This is a genomic window from Amycolatopsis silviterrae (genome assembly GCF_042684085.1).
GTDB classification, from domain to species: Bacteria; Actinomycetota; Actinomycetes; order Mycobacteriales; family Pseudonocardiaceae; genus Amycolatopsis; species Amycolatopsis silviterrae.
In genome coordinates this window covers 127,202-145,489 of the sequence record NZ_JBHUKS010000005.1, presented here as the reverse complement: position 1 = coordinate 145,489, position 18,288 = coordinate 127,202, and the positions used below count along the sequence as shown (strand labels likewise).

The following is an 18,288-nucleotide window of genomic DNA, read 5'->3' as shown; positions in this document are numbered from 1 at the left end:
GCGCGGTCCTGGCGCCAGCACTCATCCGGCCTCGAGACCGACTTGCCGAACCGGCAATTTTCCGTGTCACGGCGCAGCACGGCTGGCGAGACTGGGGCCATATCGGCGTCGCGCTCCGACGCCGGCCTCGCTCTTTCCCAGGACAGGAACGCATGATCACCGCACCCCCGCCGTTGTCTCGCCGCACTCAGCGATCCCGCACCATCGCGGCCTACGCCCTCTCTTTCCTTCTCGTGATCGGCACCGCGGCCTGCTCGACGCCAACCTCCGCCGAGCCGCAGCCGTATGCCGTCGCCACCCAGAACGACCCGGCGTTCCAGCGCACGTTCCGGCACGAGTTCGCCGACGTCGACGGCGTTCGCATGCACTACGTCACCGGCGGAAGCGGCAGTCCGGTCGTGCTGGTCCACGGCTGGCCCCAGACCTGGTACGGCTGGTGGCCGGTCATGCCCGCCCTCGCGAAACACCACACCGTCTACGCGATCGACCTCCCCGGCCTCGGCGACAGCACCGGCACCCCGACCGGATACGACAAGGCCACTCTCGCGCGATACGTGCACACTCTGATCGCCGAACGGCTCAAAATCCGGAACGCCGCCGTCGTAGGGCACGATTTCGGTGCGGCGGTGGCCTTCCAGTACGCCAGCCAATTCCCGGGCGACACCTCCCGCCTCGGATATTTCGACCTGCCATTGCCGGGGCCGGCGATCAACGCGACCACTTACCGGTCGCTGAGCTGGCACATCGCTTTCCATTCCCAGCGAAGGGTTCCCGAGGCGGTCGTGGGGGACGACGTCCGCGAATACCTCGCGCTGTTCTACCCGCAGGTTTCCTTTGGCGGGACCGCGTTCGGCGGCACCTCGGACCGTTCCCCGTTCACTGATGCCGAGATCACCGAGTATGCCCGGACGTATAGCCGCCCGTCGGTGTTGTCTGGTGGTTTCGAGCTTTATCGCGCGCTGGACAAGGATGTCCGCGACACGGTGGCGGCGGGGCCGGTGAAGGTGCCGACGTTGCTCCTGACTGCGCAAGGGCAGCTTGACGCTATTCGGTCCACTGTGGTCCCGCGGCTGACCGACATCGTCCAAGCGGCGGACGTGCCGAGGGCGGGGCATTGGCTGGTGGAGGAGAATCCGCAGTTCGTGACGGGGGAGCTGGAGCGGTTCCTCAACGGCTAGCCCTGCGGGCGGGTCCAGCCGCGCTGGATGAGGCGGTGCAGTTCGTCCAAGTGCGGCCGAGCCTCCCGCGCTGACCCGGCATCCGCAGTGTCGAACAGCCGCTCCAGTTCGAGCAGCGCGACTTGCGCCTGGCCCGTCGTCTCCTCGGCGCCAGCCCACGACTCGCTCCACTGGCCCTGGCTCACCGCCGACCGGAAGATCAGTTCCTCCACCGTGTCCGCGGCCAGCCCAAGCTGCACGGACCACGACGTCAGCAGCGCGACGTACTTTTCGTAGCTCGCGGGCCGCCATTCGTCGATCGTCAGGCGCAGGCCGGTGTGCGTCGCGAGCCAGCGGCGCACGACGGCGTCCAGGATCGGGGCGCTGGCCTGCCCGGCGGCGGCCGTGACGAACCGCAGGTACTTCGTGCCGAAAGCGACTCCGAGGTAACGCAGCGGCCCACTGGCCAGGTCGCGGAAAGCCGCCAGCCCGCCGTGTTCCCGGGCGACGAGTGCTACTTCCGCCAGTCGCGCGGGTGCGTCCGGGTTTTCGGACAGTACGCGTGCGGTGCGCCAGGGGCCGTAGCCGACGCGGCCGTATCCCCAGATCATCGCGGCCAGGAACGCCTGTTCCGCGCCTGCAGGGGTCGTTGCGTGTGCTGCGTGCCGGGTGGCTTCGGCGCGGTCGACGCGGTCGGGCAGGGCGTCGAGGAACGCGTGGCGGTCCGGGAAGTGCTTGCGCCAGGCGTCGCGGGACCAGCGGACGGCTGGCTGGGCCGGTTCGCCCTCCTCCCGCCAGCGCCGGACGGTGCTGGTCAGCGCGGCCGGAACCGGGGTGCCTGGATGTCCCATCCGACCTTGGTACTCCATCGCGACCCATCAGATCACTGGTGATCCGCAGCAGGGTCAGCAGAGGGGAGCGCCAGAGCTTGGAACAGGTGTGATCCAAGCCCCGGCGCCTGGGTGAAAGCGGGGGTGGCTCCGCCGATCAGGTCTAGACATCCGATGGATGCCCGTCTTACGCTCCCCGCCGTCACCGTTCGGTCACGGATCCGACAGGAGGACCGCCGTGTCGATTCCCGCGAGCCTGGCGTTAGCCGCGGTACTGGCGGCCGGGGGAACGGCTGTCCCAGCGGAAAGAACCGGCTGCCACGGACCGGTCCGGCCCGCGGCGATCCAGACCGTGCGGGCATGCGACGGCATGGACCGGATTCTCGCCAAGGCCGCCGCGACCGTGCCGCGGTCTGGGCAGATCGCCTGGCAGCAGCGGCCGGTCACCGCGTTCACGCACTTCGGCATGAACACCTTCACCGACCGGGAATGGGGCTCCGGCGCGGAAAAGGAGTCGACGTTCGCGCCCCCGGCAGTCGACACCGAGCAGTGGATGCGCTCGATGAAAGCGGCTGGCGTCACGCAGGTGATGCTGACCGCGAAGCATCACGACGGTTTCGTCCTCTACCCGACGCGCTACACGAACCACTCTGTCATCGCGAGCCCCTGGTGGGTCACGCCTGGGTGCGCCGACGACGCTGTGACGAAAGCCCGTGCAGCGGCGCAGAGCGGTCGTGCGCAGGATCCGTCCGCGTACTGGCAGGTCCGCGCCGCTGGCTGCGCCAATCCGCGCGGGGACATTCTGCGTGACTACGTTGATTCCGCCCGGAAGGCCGGGCTGAAGGTTGGCGTGTACCTGTCGCCGGCGGATGGGGCTGAGTTGCCCGCGCAGTTCTTCGCCGACCAGGTGAAACGGGTCGAGGCGAAGGTCGCTGCGGGGCAGCCGTTGAGCATCGAGGAGCAGGCCACCTACGACGACCGGGCGAATACGCCTGCCGGGCAGGGCCGGTACGGCACAGGGAGTGCGGCGAAGGTGCGCACGATTCCGTCGCTGGTCCCCGATGACGACCGGGCCGCGGCACTCGCGGCCGGGAAGCTGCCGAAGTTCACCGTCACCGAGGACGACTACAACGCCTACTACCTGAACCAGATCTACGAGCTGTTCACGCAGTACGGGCCTATCGACGAGCTGTGGCTGGACGGGGCAAATCCCTGGCGCGGCAACGGAATCAGCGAAAACTACGACTTCACGACCTGGTTCCGGATGATCCACGCGCTGTCGCCGGACACGGTCACGTTCGCCGGGCCGGCGGGCGTCCGCTGGGTCGGCAACGAGAAAGGTCAGGCCCGCCAGACCGAGTGGAGCGCGCTGCCGACGACGGGGAATCCGAACACCGCGCACAACGAGGAGTTGTTCGTTGGCGGCGCGGAGGGAGCCGACCTCGGGTCCCGGCAGGTGCTCGCCGACCCGTCCGTGCGGTATCTGGAATGGGCTCCGGCCGAGGCCGACGTGTCGATCCGGCCGGGCTGGTTCTATCACCCGGACGAACAGCCGAAGACGCCCGCGCAGCTCGTCGAGCTGTACCGTGCCTCGGTGGGTCGTAATGCATCGCTGCTGCTGAACGTTCCCCCGGGTCCGGACGGCCGGGTCGCTCCGGCTGATGTCGCCGCGTTGGCGTCCTTCGGGCAGGCCATCGCCAGGACGCAGGCGCAGAATCTCGCCGCCGGTGCGCGGGGGTTGAGCGCGGTCACGGACTCCTCGCTCACGACGTCGTGGTCGCCGCCGCGCGGTGCGCTCGCCGGGACGATGGACGTCGTGCTGCCGAAGGCCGTTACGTTCGATCAGCTTCGCCTGGGGGAGGACATCACTCGCGGCCAGCACGTCGAGGGCGCGACGGTGCAGGCCGAAGTGGACGGTTCCTGGCGCACGATCGCGACTGTCACGACGATCGGCGCCAACCGCCTCGTCACGCTCCCGTCGCCGGTCACCGCTAGCCACCTGCGCGTGGTCGTCACCCAATCGCGGGCGACGCCGTATTTGGCTGCTTTCGCGTTGTACCGCACTGTTCCCGCCGCCTGAGAGGAAGCCATGACTGTACGCCGCAGAGCTTGGCTCGCCGCTGTTGTCGCGACGAGTGCCCTCACTATGGTCCAGCCCGCTGCCGCGCGGCCGGGTTCGGTGCCCGTCGTTTCTCCTACGCCGCAACAGATCAACCGTGACACCGCGGACGTCACGTTGCCGTCGGCGGTCGCGCTCGCCACTGACGGAAGCACTGACGGACCGGCGAAAGACCTGCTGATTTCCCTGCTGAAACAGCACGGGGTGAAGAAGATCAGCACCGGTTCGCAACGCGGGTTCGTCGTCCGGCTCGGCAATAGCGGGGATGCGCCGGCGCAGGCCGAGGGGTATTCCCTTGCTGTGCGGCGCGACGGTGTGACGATCAACGGCCGGGACGGTGCCGGGCAGTTCTACGGTGTGCAGACGCTGCGGCAGCTGTTCGTCCGAAATGGACACGGCTGGGCGGTGAGCGGCGTCGCAGTGCGGGACTGGCCGAACATGGCGCTGCGCGGGTCGATTGAAGGCTTCTACGGTCCACCGTGGACGAACGAGGACCGGTTGCGGCAGATCGCCTTCCTCGGCGAGACCAAGGCGAACACGTACATCTACAGCGCCAAAGACGACGCGTACCTCCGCGCGCGATGGCGGGATCCGTATCCGCAGCAGGAATTGGCGACCCTTCGGCAGTTGGTGCAGGCGGCGAACGCTAATCACGTCGACTTCACCTATGCGTTGTCGCCCGGGGTGTCGATCTGCTTCTCGTCGCCGCAGGACGTCGCGGCGGTGAAGGCGAAGTTCCAGTCTGTCTACGACCTCGGCGTGCGGTCGTTCTCGTTGCCGTTCGACGACATCTCGTACACCAAGTGGAATTGCGCTGCCGACCAGAAGGCGTTCGGGGCACCCGGCCAGGCCGCCGCGGGCAAGGCGCAGGTCTCGCTGCTGAATGAGATCACCAAGAACTTCGTGCGGACCCACGACGGCGTCCGTCCTTTGCAGACAGTGCCGACCGAGTACAGCGATCTGGCGGATTCACCGTACAAAACGGAGCTGCGGGAGCACCTTGATCCGTCCGTGGTCGTGCAATGGACCGGCACCGCGGTCGTGCCGCCGAGTGTGAAGAACGACGAAGCCCAGCAAGTGTCCACTGTGTATGGACGGAAAGTGTTCCTCTGGGACAACTACCCGGTCAACGACTTCGACCAGTCGGCCGGACGACTGCTGCTCGCGCCGTACGCGCATCGCGAAGCGGGACTGTCGAAGTATCTCAACGGGATCGTCTCGAATCCGATGAACCAGGAAGCGGCCAGCGAGATCGCGGAGTTCGGCGTCGCGGACTTCTCCTGGAACGACGCTGGTTACTCGCCGGAACGGTCGTGGCCGCAGGCGTTGGGCAGGCTCGCGGGCGGCGATGAGCGTGCGACGGCGGCACTCAAGGTCTTCGCGGATCTCGAACACCTGGCACCGGTCTTCGGGCCCACGCCGTGGCAGCCGCAGGCACCGGTGCTCGCCGCTCGCGTCGCCGACTTCTGGCAGCGCTGGAACGCTGGCGAGCACAGTGCGCTGGGCAAGTTGCGTTCGTACGCTGAACAGATCCGCAATGCTCCCAACGTAATCCGGGATGGACATGTACAGAGCGCGTTCGTCCGAGAGGCCAGTCCGTGGCTGGACGCGACCGCGCTGTGGGGCGACGCGATGGTGACCCGGCTGGACGCCCTCGCCGCGGCGACGCGCGGGGACGACACCACGGCCGAACGCCTGACCGCCACCGCGGACGCGCTGGTCAAGCGCGCGGAGGCGGTGAAGACGGGGAACAGCAACCGATGGGGCGTGCGGCAGGCGCTCGTCGGCGACGGCGTGCTCGACGCGTTCCTCGTCCAGGTCCGTGCGGCGACGGTCGGCTGAGCGGGGGAGGGATGGACGTGAGCAGGAGGAGTTTCCTCGGCGGCGCGGCCGCGGTCGCCGCGAGCACGGTGTTCGCCGGACCGGCGGGTGCGGCGGGCCGGCGCGGGCTGAGCGTGTCCGGCGACCGGTTTCTTTTGGACGGCAAGCCGTTCCAGATCGTGTCCGGCGCGATCCACTATTTCCGGTTGCGCCCGGACCAGTGGCGCGACCGGCTGACCCGGCTGAAAGCGCTGGGCCTCAATACCGTCGAAACCTATGTAGCGTGGAATTTCCACCAGCCGACGCCGGGCCGCGCCGATTTCCGCGGCCCGCGCGATCTCGCGGCGTTCATCCGGCTCGCCGGAGAACTCGGCTTCCAGGTGATCGTCCGGCCGAGTCCGTACATTTGCGCGGAATGGGAGTTCGGCGGCCTGCCCGCCTGGCTGCTCGCGGACCGGAACCTGGAACTGCGCTGCGCCGATCCGGCTTATCTCCGGGCGGTCGACGCGTGGTACGACCAGCTGATCCCGCAGCTTGCCCCGCTGGAAGCGCAGCACGGCGGCCCGGTCGTAGCCGTGCAGATCGAAAACGAATACGGCAGCTACGGCAATGACACCGGCTATCTCGCGCACCTGCGGGACAGCCTGCGTTCGCGGGGGATCACCAGCCTGCTTTTCGTCGCCGACGGTGCTTCCGAATTCTTCATGCGCTTCGGTGAACTGCCCGGCACCTTGGAAGTCGGGACCGGCGACGGAGATCCGGCGCCGAGCATTGCCGCGCTGAAGGCGTTCCGCCCTGGTGCCCCGGTAATGATGGCGGAGTACTGGGACGGCTGGTTCGATCACTGGGGCGAAGCGCACCACACGACCGATCCGGGGCAAACTGCCGCCCACATCGACCAGCTGCTGGCCACCGGGGCGTCAGTCAACCTGTACATGGCCTGCGGCGGCACCAATTACGGATTCACCGCCGGTGCCAACACTTCCGGCACGCAGTATCAGCCGACCGTGACCAGTTACGACTACGATTCCCCGGTCGGCGAGGCAGGCGATGTCGGCGCGAAGTTCGCCGCGCTGCAGCCAGTCATCACCAAGTACACCAAGCTCCCGGCCGTCCCGCCGCCAGCTCGCTCGCCGCGGCTGCCTGCGCAAACCGTGCCCCCTGGCGAGTCAGTGTCCCTTTTGGACTCGCTGCCTGCACTGTCCACTGTGGTCCGTTCGGCGCAGCCGGTGCCGATGGAACGGCTTGGCCAGTCGACCGGCCTGATCCACTACCGTACGACGGTGCAGGGCCCGCATTCCGGCCCGCTGAGCATCCACGGCCTGGCGGACCGGGCGCTGGTTTTCGTTGACGGGGTGCAGCTGGGCGTGCTGGACCGCAACCATCCGGACGCGACGCTGGACCTGAAACTGGAGAAACCGCGGACGCGGCTGGACATCCTCGTCGACGCGATGGGCCGGGTGAACTACGGCCCGTACCTCGCCGACCGCAAGGGCATCGACGGCTGGGTCGCGATGAACACCCAGCAGAAACTGTTCGGCTGGGAAATCCGCCCGCTGCCGCTCGACGACCTGTCCCGGCTGCGGTTCGCCGCCGCGGAACCCGGACCCGGCCCGGTGTTCCACCGCGCGACCGCGGTGATCGCCGACCCGGCCGACGGTTTCGTGGCCCTGCCCGGCTGGGAGAAGGGCGTCGTGTGGCTGAACGGCTTCAATCTGGGCCGGTACTGGAAGATCGGGCCGCAGAAGACGCTGTACGCGCCGAAGTCGTTGTGGCGGAAGGGGCGCAACGAGCTGGTGGTGCTGGAGCTGCATCACCCGGGGACAACGATCGAGATCCGGCCGGAGGCGGACCTGGGCTGACCGGGGAAGCGGCCGGGCTCGCCGGCGAGAGCGAACCCGGCCGGGGACTCAGATCTGGTTCAGCCCGCCGTCGACGTACAAGCTGGAACCGGTGACGAAGCTGCTCTGCCCGGAAGCGAGGAAGACCACCGCCGCCGCGATTTCTTCCGGCCGCCCGAGCCTGCCCAGCGGCACCTGGGCTGCCAAGCCCCGCTTGATCGCGGCGGACTGCTCCGGGTCCGGCGCGAGCCCGGACAGGCCCGGGGTGTCGGTCGGGCCGGGCGTGACCGTGTTGACCCGGATACCGCGTCCTTTGAGTTCGTTGGCCCAGGTCCGGGCGAACGAGCGGGTAGCCGCCTTGGACGCCGCGTACACGCCGAACGCCTCGTCGCCGACGTCCACATTGGTCGAACCGTTCAAGATCACCGAGGCTCCGTCGTTGAGCAGCGGCAACGCTTTCTGCACGGTGAAGAGCATGCCGCGGACGTTGATGCCGAAGAGGCGGTCGAAGTGCTCCTCGGTGATCTGCTCGAGCGAGGCGAACTCGGCGATGGAGGCGTTCGCGAAGAGGACGTCCAGGCCCTGTCCGCGGGCGCGGATCGTCTCGTAGAGCCGGTCGAGGCCGGCCAGGTCCGAGATGTCGCCGTGCACCGCGGTCGCCGCCGGGCCGATCGTCTCGACGGCCGCGTCGAGTTCGGGTTTGCGCCTTCCGGTGAGGAATACGTGCGCGCCCTCGGCCGCCATCCGCACCGCGCTGGCCAGGCCGATTCCGGCGCTGGCACCGGTGACCAGAGCCGTTTTGCCGTCAAGCAATCCCACGTGAACCGTCTCCTCGGAGTTTTGTAGCGATCGATGCAGAACTCGACCGTAGCAGGTTCTGCAGCGATCGATACAAAAGAGGTAGGCTGCCGGCGTGGAGACCAGTCAGCGCCGCCAGACCGGCCGGCCGCGCGGATTCGACGCGGAGGAAGCCCTCGAACGCGCCCTGCTGGTTTTCTGGGAGCAGGGCTACGAAGGGGCCAGCCTCGCGACGCTGACCGAAGCGATGGGCATCTCCACTACCAGCATGTACGCGACCTTCGGCAACAAAGCGGAGCTGTTCCGCAAGGCGCTGGAGCGCTACGACGAAGGCCCGAGCGCGTACCTGGTCCGGGCGTTGGAAGAACCGACCGCCCTCGGCGTCGCGACCGCGATCCTGGCCGGGACCGTCCGGACCACGACGCGGCCGTCCGCTCCGCACGGCTGCCTCGGCGTTCAAGGCGCGCTGGCCACCAGCGAGTCCGGGCGGGAAGTCCGCGATCTGCTCGCGGCCTGGCGCACCGACGGCTGCGACCGGATCAGCGAGCGGTTCCGGCGGGCGGTGGACGAGGGGGATTTGCCGCCGGAGGCGGATCCGGTGCTGCTGGCCCGTTACGTCACGAGCTTGTCGTTCGGGATCGCCGTGCAGGCCGCGAGCGGGATCGGCCGGGACGAGCTGCAGGAAGTGGCCGACGCGGCGCTGCGGAACTGGCCGCTTTCCTGAAGGGGCTCGCGCGAAACCGTTTCACAGCCTCGGCTGACCGGTTTTGGCTAGGCTCGGCGGGGGACTGACTGGGGAGGTCAGAGTGGCGGGCTATACGACGCCGGACAAGCCGGTGGACATCGCGAGCGTGTTTCCGGAGCTTTCCGGCACGGAGCGGACGACGGTACGGCTGCATCCGTGGCAGGACTCGGTGACAGTGCGGGATTCGTCGATGGGCGGGCCGCTGCTGTGGCCCGAGGACGAGGCGTGGCCGGTGTGTTCGATCGACCATCCGGACGACCGGCCGCTGCCCAGCGCGGAGGGGCAGCGGCTGCAGCGACGGCTCGCTGAGGTCCGCGCCGAGATGTACGAGCACCCAGGGACCCCTGGTCTCGGTGACGAGTTCGCCAGGCTGGAAAAGAGCATTCGCGAGCTGCGGCGCGTGGAGTTCGCCGACGATCCGGCCCGGTCGCTGCCGATGGTGCCGATCGCGCAGTTCTACGCGCGGGACGTCCCGGAGCTGCCGTTCCCGGACGGGACCGACGTGTGCCAGGTGCTGTGGTGCGCGACCGATCACGAGCCGCACTACGGCCCGCTGCCGCTCGTGCGGTGGCGGGACTCGGCGAGCGTGACCGCCGTGCGCGCCGCGCCGGAGCCGGATCTCGCCCTCGTCGAAGAGGAAAACGTGCCGTCGCCGTGCCGCGTCTGGCCGGAGCGGGTGGTGGAGTATCCGCACTGGGACGACCTGGCCTCCGACGACCTGCGGGCGCGGATCGACGCGTGGGAAAAGGGGAAGGACTGGGACTACTACCGGCACCTGTCGGTCGCGCCCGGCTCGAAGGTCGGCGGCTGGATCAGCTGGGTGCAGTCCCCGGAGTGGCCGGAGTGCGAGCGCGGGCACCGCATGGACCATCTGCTCACGGTCGCCTCCGCCGAGGCGGGCAGCGGCAACTGGGAGACGTGGATGCCGCTGGAGGAACGGGCCGGGAGGGAGTTCGTGAAGCAGGTGCGGTTCGCGCTGGTCAACGGCACCACCACCAGCACGGAGATCGGGCTGGACGAGGAATTCGACACCACTGCCACTCATTACTCCTTGTTCGCGGAGGAGCGGCTGGCGGTGGCTCCGGAAACAGTGGAGGAAAGCGTCGTCCCCGCCGACCGGTCCGGATCCGGCCGGTTGGACGTGATGCTGGGCGACGTCGGGGACGTCTACCTCTTCGTGTGCCCGCGCTGCCCGGACCGGCCGGTCGGGGTCGAGTTCCAGTGCAGCTGACCCGTCCGGGCCGGACATCGGGTCGACGCGTCGAGTGCGGCGACCGCGCGGGGCGTGCTGGCCGCGCTTCAGGCCGGTGTCGCGCCGGATTCGGTTACGGGGCTGCGCTTCGACGGCCAGCAGTCCCCCCCGGTAGCGGCGGGCACGAGAAACTCGGAATGGACGAAACGGCGGTGAATGCGAAAATCGACGCGATCGCCGGCACGACGGGTGCGGTTCTCGCATACGCCCGGGAACGGGGAATACCCACGTCGCAGGCCGCGCGGGAATATGCCGCGCGCTGAGCGGAGCATTCGGGCCGCGGTTCCGTGGTCGGGAACCGCGGCCCCGGTTTTTCACGGGATCAGTACCAATGCGCGCGACCGCCGATCCGGCGCCCGGTCCCGCCGAGCACCGCCAGGATCGCGCCGATCACCACGAGGGCGATGCCGATCGTCCACAGAATCTGGATCGAGGCGACGAATCCGATCACGAGCAGAATGACGCCGAGAACAATCACGGGGAGAACCTCGTCTTTCCTTCTCTCGGTGGGGAATGAGGCGTTCGTCGTGCTCACTCCCGGATACCCTCACTCGGACGAGTGAAACCCTGGAAACGGGAGCGAAAACAGTTCCTGCGCGGTTGCCGCCGGACGGGCATCATGGACGGGGCGGCCGAAGACCCGGCGGCGGACGAGGGGACTGTGGCGATGAACGAGCCGACCGACCCGGCGCGCGCGTTCCGTGTCGAGCGTGCCGACCGGCCTCCGGCCGTGGTCCTGACGGTGCGCGGCGACGTCGACATGCTCACCGCGCCGCTGCTGACCGCGTCGGTCGACGAAGCGCTCGCCGAGAATCCGGCGGTGCTGGTGGTGGATCTGGCCGAGGTGGAGTTCCTGGCCTCGGCCGGGCTGACCGCGCTGGTGACCATCACCCAGGACCGGGCGGCCGGCGACAGCCTGCGCATCGTCGCGGCCGGCCGGGCGACGATGCGGCCCATCCAGCTCACCGGGCTGGAGCGGAGCCTGCCGCTGTACCCGACGGTGGAGGCGGCGCTGCACCCGCCGGGCGCGCAACGCGGGTGAAGCCGGGCGGTGCGGGGTAACCGGGCGGCGGAAGAGGTTCCCGGGCGGGGAACCAGTCGAACGGGGAGAACATGCGCATCGGCTACACCTTGATGACCGAACAGACCGGGCCGCGCGAACTGGTCGGCTGCGCGAGCGGCGCGGAGGAGGCCGGGTTCGACTTCGCGGCCTGCAGCGACCACTATTCGCCGTGGCTGGCCGAACAAGGGCACGCGCCCTACGCGTGGAGCGTGCTCGGCGCGGTGGCCCAGGCGACCGAGCGGCTCGAACTCATGACGCTCGTGACCTGCCCGACAATGCGCTACCACCCGGTGGTGGTCGCGCAGAAGGCGGCGACCGTGCAGCTGCTGTCCGACGGCCGGTTCACCCTCGGGCTCGGCGCGGGGGAGAACCTGAACGAGCACGTCGTGGGCATGGGCTGGCCGTCGGCGTCGGTGCGGCACGACCGGCTCGCCGAGGCGGTGCAGATCATCGGCGGCCTGTTCGACGGCGGCGAGTTCACCTATGCCGGACAGTACTTCCGGGCCGATTCGGCGAAGCTGTGGGACCTCTCGCCGACGCGGGTGCCGATCGCGATCGCGGTGTCCGGCGCGAAGTCGGCGCGGCGGTTCGCGCCGGTGGCCGACGCGATGGTGGCGGTCGAACCGGACGCGGAGCTCTGCGCGGAATGGGACCACGACCGGCTCGGGCCGCAGTCGCGCAAGATCGGCCAGCTGCCGGTCTGCTGGGACCCGGACCGCGGGGCGGCCGTCCGGCGGGCGCACGAGCAGTTCCGGTGGTTCGGCTCCGGCTGGCCGGTGAACGCCGAACTGCCGGGAACACAGGCGTTCGACGCGGCTACCCAGTACGTGCGCGAGGACGACGTGGCGGCGGGGATCCCGTGCGGTCCGGACGCGGGGCCGATCGTGGACGCGGCGAAGCAGTTCGCGCAGGCGGGGTTCACCGACCTGGCGCTGGTCCAGATCGGCGGAGCCGAGCACCAGCCGGGGTTCCTGGAGTTCGCGCGGCGGGAGCTGCTGCCCGCGCTCCGGTAGGTCTTCCGCCGCGGTCTGTGAGGGGAACCCTGAGGGAATCAGAGTCCTTCAGGGTTCCCCTCACGGACGTTTGCCGGGAACGGTGGCTACGGGTGGCGCAGCAAGGCTCCGAAGCCGTCCGCGAGGTCGAGCCGTTCGTCCATCACCACGACGTCCGCGCCGACCGCCACCGCGGCGTACGGCAGCGCTTCGTCGGCCCGGCGCAAGGCCGGATCCGCCGCCCCGAGCGCGTCCAGCCGGGGCCGGGCGACGCCGACCTGAGCCGGTTCCGAACCGGCGTACACGCTGGCCTCGCCGGAGTCGCCGACGAGCAGCGTGGCCACGTTCGCCTCCGCCAGCGCGGCGGTCACCGCGGACAACCCGCTGACCGCCAGCGCCGAGTCGCGGGTCGCTGCGGCACGGAAGCGTTCGGCGAGGTCGTCCAGCTCGCGCAACCGTTGCCCGGTAAGCAGTTCGTGCACCGTCCGGTCCAGTTCGGACCGGTCCGCGCCGGAGGCCCGGCTGCCCGCGTCGACCTCAGTGGCGATCGAACGGGCCGGTTCGGGCAGCCGGTCGTGCAGTTCGGTGCGGGCCTGGACTTCGCCGGCCAGGACGATCGCTCGCGGGCCGAAGCGTTCGGCAGCCTTCGCGACGTGGTCGGCGACCTCGGCGAGGTTGCGGCGGGCGGTCTGCTCGGCGTGCGACTGGATGTCCCGGTGCGCCGGACCGCCGCCGCGGACCTTGTGCACCGGGTGCTCCTGCCCCTGCACCGTCTCGGTTTCGACGCTGCCGTCGGGCCGGTGCACCTCGATGTCCGCGCCGGTCCGGTCGACGAGCACCACCAGATGCGCGGGGGCGTCTTCGAGGTGGCTTACGGTCGGCAGGAAGTACGGCAGTGCCGAGTAGCGCGCTTCCTGCGTTGGCGGCGGCGCGGCGAGCCGCCGGTCGAGCAGGATGGTGCCGTGGGCCGCGACGATGGTGCGTCCGGCCCGGCCCACCGGTGGTGGGCTTTCTTCGATCGCGCGCAGCGCCGCCTCGACGGTCGGCCGGTCGGCGGCCTGGTCCTCCAACGCCGCCTCGATTTCCTTGAGCCGCAACCGTAATTGCTTGGCCGCGTCCTCGGTGTCGTGCGACTCGTCGAAGTGCACCGAGACGAACGGTCCGTCGGTCAGCAGTGCGCGCAGTTCGTGAGTGTCCATTTCGGATTCCTCCTCCGGGTCAGCGGGTGCGGGGAAGCTCGGGCGACGCCGTGTCCAGCGGCACCGAACCGGAACGGACCAGCCCCAGCTGCACCGTCTGGCGCCGCCCGGTCTTTTCCAGCGCCCAGTCGGCGGCGGTGCGCAGGCGGTTTCCCGGAAGGGAAAGCAGGTGGTAGCCGCGGGTCACCAGGCGAGCGGGGAGCCCGGCCAGCGGCACGTGCAGCGGGTTGGCCGCGCCTTCGCCGGAGCCGAGGTCGACGGCGAAGCCGAGATCGTGGTGCCGGTACCGGCGCGAGCGGCCGGTGCCGAGCGATGCGGCGACGTTGTGCCCGGCCAGTTTCCCTTGCCGCTGCGCGTGTTGCGCGGTCATCGGGGTGGTTTCGCCGGGGCGGGTGAGATCGGGCACCGCGGCCGCGTCGCCGCAGGCGAACACGTCGTCGCGGCCGGGCACGTTCAGCTCCGGGGTGACGACGAGGCGGCCTCGCACGGTTTCCAAGCCCAGGTCGGAGACCAGCGGATCGGGGCGGACGCCGACACACCAGACGAGCGTGTGTGTCGGCACGGCGTCGCCGTTGGTCAGCGTCACGCCTTCGCGGTCTGCCTGCTCCACGGAGGTTTTCATCCGGACTTCGACGCCTCGCTCGCGCAGCACGCGGTCCGCGGTGGCACCGAGCCGGGGGTCCAATTCGGGCAGGACGCGCTCGGCGATGTCCAGCAGCAGCCAGCGGATCGGCTGCCCGGCGAGTTCCGGGTGCCGGCGCGCGAGCGCCGCGGTGAACTCCGGGCCCTGCGCGGCGACCTCCGTCCCGGTGTAGCCCGCGCCGACGACCACGAACGTGCACCGGGCGTCGCGTTCGGCGGGATCGTCGGTCGCGGCGGCCAGTTCGATCTGGCGGGTGACGTGGTCGCGCAGGTACAGCGCTTCGGGCAGGCCGCGGAAACCGTGCGCGCATTCGGCGACGCCGGGGATCGGCAGCAGCTTGTTTACGCTGCCCGCCGCCAGGATCAGCCGGTCGTAGTCCAGCGTCCGTTCGCGGTCCTCCGGGTCCACATAGGTCACCGTGCGCGCGTCGAAGTCGACCGACTCGGCGGTGCCCAGCACCAAGCGCACGCCGCGCAGAGTGTCCGGAATGGACACCGCGACGTGTCGGGGGTCGACGATCCCGCTCGCCACCTCGGGCAGCAGCGGCAGGTACAGGAAGTAGTCGGTGGGGTTCAGCACGACGATTTCGGCGCGGTCGCCGAGGGTCCGCAGCAGCTTTCGCGCCGCGTGGTACCCGGCGAACCCTCCGCCGACGATCACGACTCGCATGGGCGCCTCCTTTCCGCTGAACGGGTACCCGGAGCGCGGCCGGGCAATCGCGCCGGTTTCGCCCCGCCGGGTCCCGGGAAACCGGGGCCCCGGTACCCGTTCAGCGAGGAGGAGTGCATGAGCAGCACGATCACCGAGATCGTCGACGTCGACGTGCCGGTGGCCACCGCGTACAACCAGTGGACGCAGTTCGAATCGTTCCCCGAGTTCATGGAGGGCGTGGAGGAAATCCGCCAGCTCGACGCGACACACACGCACTGGGTCACCCGTTTCGGCGGCGTCGGGCGGGAGTTCGGCGCGACCATCACCGAACAGCATCCGGACGAGCGGGTCGCGTGGCGCTCGGACTCCGGGCCGGACCACGCCGGCGTGATCACCTTCCACCGGCTGGCCGACACCAAGACCCGCGTCACCGCGCAGATGGAGATCGACCCCGAGGGCTTCGCCGAGAACGCCGCCGACAAGCTCGGCATCCTGGACCGGCGGGTCAAGGGGGACATGCTGCGGTTCAAGGAGTTCATCGAGCAGCGCGGGCGCGAGACCGGCTCGTGGCGCGGTGACGTCGGGCGCCCTGGATGAGTCCTGGGTCACCGGAAGACTTTCGCGGAAAGGAGATCAGCATGGCCCGTGTGGCAGTGCTCGTGGACGAAATGGTCGAGGACGACGAGTTCCGGGTGCCGTGCGAACGGCTGCGTTCGGCCGGGCACGACCCGGTCGTCGTCGGCTTGGCGCGGGGCAAGAGGCTCACCGCGTTGCACGGCACCGAAATCACCACCGATCAGGCCGTGGACGACGTGGGCGCGGCCGACTTCGACGCGGTCGTGGTGCCCGGCGGATACTCGCCGGACAAGATCCGCGGCAGCGAGCCGATGGTCGCGCTGGTCCGGGAGACGGCCGCGGCGGGCAAGCCGGTCGCGGCCGTGTGCCACGGTCCTTGGCTGCTGGCCGAGTCCGGGCTGGCGCGCGGCCGGACGGTGACGTCGTGGCCGTCGCTGAAAACGGACCTGCGCAACGCGGGCGCGGAGTGGGTCGACCGCGAGGTGGTGACCGACGACGGGGTCATCACGTCGCGGAATCCGCAGGACCTGCCCGCGTTCTGCGACGCGCTGCTCGAACGGCTGAAGTAAGCCTCAGGACAGCGCGAACCGGATCCCGAAGTGGTTCAGCGTCGCGGGGAGCCGTCCCGGCTGCAGGTCGGCGGCGGTTCCCCGGGGCGCGAAACCGGCTAGCCGCAGCAGGTTCGCGAGCAGCGTCGAGGCCGTGAAGAGCACGACGTCGCGGCCGGGGCACACAGCGGGCCCGGCGCTGAACGGCACGAGGGCCGGGTTGGCCTTGGCACGGCCGTCCAGCCAGATGTCCGGGACGAAGGAATCCGCGTACGGCAACGTTTCCGGGTCTCGGTGGAAGAACGGCGTGTACACGAGGAACGCCGTTCCGGCCGGGCCCCAAGCGGTGTCCTCGGTGCTTTCGCGCAGCAGCGCGGGTGTGGTGGGCCACAGCCGGATGGACTCCAGGACGCAGGCACGGAGGTACGGAAGCTGTTGCGGCGTCGAGAGATCGGCTTCGGCGGCCTCGTCGCGGGCCGCGGTTAGCTCGTCGGGATGCGTGGCGAGCAGGGCGAGCGCGCGGAGGGTGGCGATGGCGGCGGCGTCGAAGGCGAACAGCCAATGCGGCACCTGTCCGACCGGGTCGAGGCCGGGTTCGGCGGGCTGGTTCTTCATCGCCGCGCCGAGGCTGCCCGGACGGTCCAGGCCGAGCTGCCGGTCGAGCAGGGACTGGAACTGGCGGCGGTTCTCCTCCTGGCGCGGGTGCGCGAACGCCCAGTTCGCGTCGAGCCGCAGCTGGTCGAGGAGATCGGTGACGCGCCGGTCGGCGGTCGTGTCGCCGCCGAGCACGAGCTGGCGGATGATCGTCCAGAAGTGCTCGGTGAACTGGGTCGCGTCGAGGCCGGGGAACCCGGAGAGCATTTCGTGCGCTTCGAAGCGGATCGTTTCCGCCCAGGTTCCGGCGAGTTCGTGCGCCGCGCGGCCGGGTTCGAGCACGGTTTCGTTCAGCTTCCGGCGTTGCGCGCGGGCGCTGCCGGTGGAGATCAGCACGCCGTGCGGCTGGAAATGGCGCAGCGCGGCGGATTTCTCGGCGGTGTCCGGGCTGAACGGGGTGGGCGCGCCGGCCAGCAGTTCGCCGACCTGGCCGGGGTCCAGCGGCAGCCGGATCGACCGGCCGGGCAGCGGGAGTTCGAGCGGGCCCGGTCCGTAGCGCTCGCGCAGGTCGCGGAGCAGGCTGATGGCCGAGCGGTCGAGCTGCAGTTTCTGCGCCGCCGCCATCGCGCGGGGGCGGCGTTTGACCAGTCCGATGCCGACGGTGGGGGCGACCACCCGCGCGGCGATGCGCCCGGTGTCACGGACCGACGCCCGCGCGGGGCGGACGTCGGCCGGGGGCAGTTCGGACAAATCCGGGCTCGCGGCTGCGCGGGTGGTCGCCATGTCGCGCGGATACCCGGGTCGGCGCGGGCGAAACCTGGCCGGGCGGATTCGGTGTGCGGTGTCCGGGGTGGACTGTTGGGGCGGCGGATCGGTACTGGTACGGAACAGTTCTCGGTCGTTGTCAGTGCGGTGGGCCTGGTGCTGCGGTACGGTCGAGCTGGGAGCGGTTCAGCCCACGTGCCGTCGCCTGACCCATCGTGGCCCGCTGTCGCGGGTCCAGGGCCGGGCCGCGCACGGCGGTTCGGCCTCGCATCGGCGAGGAGGGCTCCATGGTGCACGAAACGCTCGCTTACCTGCCGGGGACGTCGGCGAGAACCCTGATCACCGCAACCGCGGACGAGACTGTGGTCACCGTCTCCGCGGATCTGGATGTGCGTTCCACCGCTCGGGTGCGCGAAGTGCTGGTTGATGAAATCTCGTTGCGGCCGCATCGGTTGATAGTTGATGTCAGCGGGCTGACGTTCTGTTCAGTGAGCGGGCTGGAAGTGCTGACCGGGGCTGCCCGGGCGGCTGATGCGGCGGGGGTTCCGTTCGTTCTCGTGGCCGGGCAGCGGGCGGTGCTGCGGCCGTTGCGGGTTCTCGGGCTGGACCGGGAGCTGCGGGTGGTCGGTTGTGTTGCGGAAGTGGCTGCTCGTTGACCGGTTTCGCGGTGCCCGCCTCGGGCTGCTGCCGGTAC

At 69.8% G+C, this 18,288-nt stretch carries 18 protein-coding genes; 12 read left to right on the top strand and 6 right to left on the bottom strand.

Going from position 1 to position 18,288, the window contains the following annotated elements; genetic code table 11:
• The first annotated feature begins 152 nt into the window (after positions 1–152).
• Positions 153–1,178: an alpha/beta fold hydrolase gene (locus ACFSVL_RS08855; RefSeq protein WP_378302274.1), complete on the top strand. Its 1,026-nt coding sequence runs from the start codon at positions 153–155 to the stop codon at positions 1,176–1,178.
• Here the strand turns inward: ACFSVL_RS08855 and ACFSVL_RS08850 are convergent.
• Positions 1,175–2,008, bottom strand: coding sequence for an 8-oxoguanine DNA glycosylase OGG fold protein (locus ACFSVL_RS08850; RefSeq protein WP_378302272.1), 834 nt, complete (start codon positions 2,006–2,008; stop codon positions 1,175–1,177). The genes ACFSVL_RS08855 and ACFSVL_RS08850 overlap by 4 nt on opposite strands.
• Positions 2,009–2,225: 217 nt before the next feature.
• Here ACFSVL_RS08850 and ACFSVL_RS08845 point away from each other — a divergent pair, with 217 nt between their 5' ends.
• Genes ACFSVL_RS08845 through ACFSVL_RS08835 form a run of 3 tightly spaced genes read left to right on the top strand, consistent with a single transcriptional unit; the run spans position 2,226 to position 7,789 of the window.
• Positions 2,226–4,067 (top strand): alpha-L-fucosidase, encoded by a 1,842-nt coding sequence (locus tag ACFSVL_RS08845; RefSeq protein WP_378302270.1) that lies wholly within the window; start codon positions 2,226–2,228, stop codon positions 4,065–4,067.
• Between the two features lie 9 nt (positions 4,068–4,076).
• The gene (locus ACFSVL_RS08840) at positions 4,077–5,948 is read left to right on the top strand and encodes a beta-N-acetylglucosaminidase domain-containing protein (RefSeq protein ID WP_378302268.1); all 1,872 of its coding nucleotides are present in this window, start codon (positions 4,077–4,079) and stop codon (positions 5,946–5,948) included.
• An 11-nt stretch (positions 5,949–5,959) separates the two neighbouring features.
• Positions 5,960–7,789, top strand: coding sequence for a beta-galactosidase (locus tag ACFSVL_RS08835; protein ID WP_378302267.1), 1,830 nt, complete (start codon positions 5,960–5,962; stop codon positions 7,787–7,789).
• 48 nt (positions 7,790–7,837) lie between these two features.
• On the opposite strand, the gene ACFSVL_RS08830 is transcribed toward ACFSVL_RS08835, so the two are convergent.
• On the bottom strand, positions 7,838–8,587 hold the full coding sequence (locus tag ACFSVL_RS08830) for an SDR family oxidoreductase (RefSeq protein WP_378302265.1): 750 nt from the start codon (positions 8,585–8,587) through the stop codon (positions 7,838–7,840).
• A 94-nt stretch (positions 8,588–8,681) separates the two neighbouring features.
• Here ACFSVL_RS08830 and ACFSVL_RS08825 point away from each other — a divergent pair, with 94 nt between their 5' ends.
• The 3 genes from ACFSVL_RS08825 to ACFSVL_RS08815 all read left to right on the top strand — a co-directional run bounded on the left by ACFSVL_RS08825 (position 8,682) and on the right by ACFSVL_RS08815 (position 10,826).
• A complete protein-coding gene (locus tag ACFSVL_RS08825; protein ID WP_378302263.1) occupies positions 8,682–9,290 on the top strand; it encodes a TetR/AcrR family transcriptional regulator in 609 nt (202 codons plus the stop codon).
• A gap of 82 nt (positions 9,291–9,372) precedes the next feature.
• Positions 9,373–10,542 carry a hypothetical protein gene (locus ACFSVL_RS08820; RefSeq protein WP_378302261.1) on the top strand — a complete coding sequence of 390 codons (1,170 nt, stop codon included), beginning with the start codon at positions 9,373–9,375 and terminating at the stop codon, positions 10,540–10,542.
• A gap of 158 nt (positions 10,543–10,700) precedes the next feature.
• Positions 10,701–10,826, top strand: a complete 126-nt coding sequence (locus ACFSVL_RS08815; RefSeq protein WP_378302259.1) for a hypothetical protein — start codon at positions 10,701–10,703, stop codon at positions 10,824–10,826.
• A gap of 59 nt (positions 10,827–10,885) precedes the next feature.
• On the opposite strand, the gene ACFSVL_RS08810 is transcribed toward ACFSVL_RS08815, so the two are convergent.
• Entirely contained in the window at positions 10,886–11,041 is a 156-nt protein-coding gene (locus ACFSVL_RS08810; RefSeq protein WP_378302257.1) for a hypothetical protein, read from the bottom strand.
• A gap of 81 nt (positions 11,042–11,122) precedes the next feature.
• Between ACFSVL_RS08810 and ACFSVL_RS08805 the strand changes: the two genes are divergently transcribed.
• Complete coding sequence (locus ACFSVL_RS08805) at positions 11,123–11,605, top strand: STAS domain-containing protein (protein WP_378302255.1); 483 nt, start codon at positions 11,123–11,125, stop codon at positions 11,603–11,605.
• 71 nt (positions 11,606–11,676) lie between these two features.
• Positions 11,677–12,639 carry a TIGR03557 family F420-dependent LLM class oxidoreductase gene (locus ACFSVL_RS08800; protein WP_378302253.1) on the top strand — a complete coding sequence of 321 codons (963 nt, stop codon included), beginning with the start codon at positions 11,677–11,679 and terminating at the stop codon, positions 12,637–12,639.
• A gap of 86 nt (positions 12,640–12,725) precedes the next feature.
• On the opposite strand, the gene ACFSVL_RS08795 is transcribed toward ACFSVL_RS08800, so the two are convergent.
• Together ACFSVL_RS08795 and ACFSVL_RS08790 are read right to left on the bottom strand one after the other, a co-directional pair.
• The gene (locus ACFSVL_RS08795) at positions 12,726–13,817 is read right to left on the bottom strand and encodes an Rv2629 family ribosome hibernation factor (RefSeq protein WP_378302251.1); all 1,092 of its coding nucleotides are present in this window, start codon (positions 13,815–13,817) and stop codon (positions 12,726–12,728) included.
• Between the two features lie 19 nt (positions 13,818–13,836).
• Positions 13,837–15,129 carry an NAD(P)/FAD-dependent oxidoreductase gene (locus tag ACFSVL_RS08790; RefSeq protein ID WP_378302250.1) on the bottom strand — a complete coding sequence of 431 codons (1,293 nt, stop codon included), beginning with the start codon at positions 15,127–15,129 and terminating at the stop codon, positions 13,837–13,839.
• A gap of 117 nt (positions 15,130–15,246) precedes the next feature.
• Here ACFSVL_RS08790 and ACFSVL_RS08785 point away from each other — a divergent pair, with 117 nt between their 5' ends.
• Positions 15,247–15,708, top strand: a complete 462-nt coding sequence (locus tag ACFSVL_RS08785; protein WP_378302248.1) for an SRPBCC family protein — start codon at positions 15,247–15,249, stop codon at positions 15,706–15,708.
• A gap of 41 nt (positions 15,709–15,749) precedes the next feature.
• The gene (locus tag ACFSVL_RS08780; protein ID WP_378302246.1) at positions 15,750–16,256 is read left to right on the top strand and encodes a type 1 glutamine amidotransferase domain-containing protein; all 507 of its coding nucleotides are present in this window, start codon (positions 15,750–15,752) and stop codon (positions 16,254–16,256) included.
• A 3-nt stretch (positions 16,257–16,259) separates the two neighbouring features.
• Here ACFSVL_RS08780 and ACFSVL_RS08775 read toward each other — a convergent pair whose 3' ends face one another.
• Positions 16,260–17,612 carry a cytochrome P450 gene (locus ACFSVL_RS08775; protein WP_378302244.1) on the bottom strand — a complete coding sequence of 451 codons (1,353 nt, stop codon included), beginning with the start codon at positions 17,610–17,612 and terminating at the stop codon, positions 16,260–16,262.
• A 269-nt stretch (positions 17,613–17,881) separates the two neighbouring features.
• Between ACFSVL_RS08775 and ACFSVL_RS08770 the strand changes: the two genes are divergently transcribed.
• On the top strand, positions 17,882–18,250 hold the full coding sequence (locus ACFSVL_RS08770; RefSeq protein WP_378302242.1) for an STAS domain-containing protein: 369 nt from the start codon (positions 17,882–17,884) through the stop codon (positions 18,248–18,250).
• Positions 18,251–18,288: the final 38 nt, after the last annotated feature.

Bases quoted from the DNA above. Each gene is read 5' to 3' on its own strand.
- ACFSVL_RS08785 (WP_378302248.1), top strand. From the start codon at position 15,247: ATGAGCAGCACGATCACCGAGATCGTCGACGTCGACGTGCCGGTGGCC.
- ACFSVL_RS08800 (WP_378302253.1), top strand. From the start codon at position 11,677: ATGCGCATCGGCTACACCTTGATGACCGAACAGACCGGGCCGCGCGAA.
- ACFSVL_RS08815 (WP_378302259.1), top strand. From the start codon at position 10,701: ATGGACGAAACGGCGGTGAATGCGAAAATCGACGCGATCGCCGGCACG.
- ACFSVL_RS08770 (WP_378302242.1), top strand. From the start codon at position 17,882: ATGGTGCACGAAACGCTCGCTTACCTGCCGGGGACGTCGGCGAGAACC.
- ACFSVL_RS08790 (WP_378302250.1), bottom strand. From the start codon at position 15,129: ATGCGAGTCGTGATCGTCGGCGGAGGGTTCGCCGGGTACCACGCGGCG.
- ACFSVL_RS08855 (WP_378302274.1), top strand. From the start codon at position 153: ATGATCACCGCACCCCCGCCGTTGTCTCGCCGCACTCAGCGATCCCGC.
- ACFSVL_RS08795 (WP_378302251.1), bottom strand. From the start codon at position 13,817: ATGGACACTCACGAACTGCGCGCACTGCTGACCGACGGACCGTTCGTC.
- ACFSVL_RS08840 (WP_378302268.1), top strand. From the start codon at position 4,077: ATGACTGTACGCCGCAGAGCTTGGCTCGCCGCTGTTGTCGCGACGAGT.
- ACFSVL_RS08780 (WP_378302246.1), top strand. From the start codon at position 15,750: ATGGCCCGTGTGGCAGTGCTCGTGGACGAAATGGTCGAGGACGACGAG.
- ACFSVL_RS08850 (WP_378302272.1), bottom strand. From the start codon at position 2,008: ATGGGACATCCAGGCACCCCGGTTCCGGCCGCGCTGACCAGCACCGTC.
- ACFSVL_RS08775 (WP_378302244.1), bottom strand. From the start codon at position 17,612: ATGGCGACCACCCGCGCAGCCGCGAGCCCGGATTTGTCCGAACTGCCC.
- ACFSVL_RS08835 (WP_378302267.1), top strand. From the start codon at position 5,960: ATGGACGTGAGCAGGAGGAGTTTCCTCGGCGGCGCGGCCGCGGTCGCC.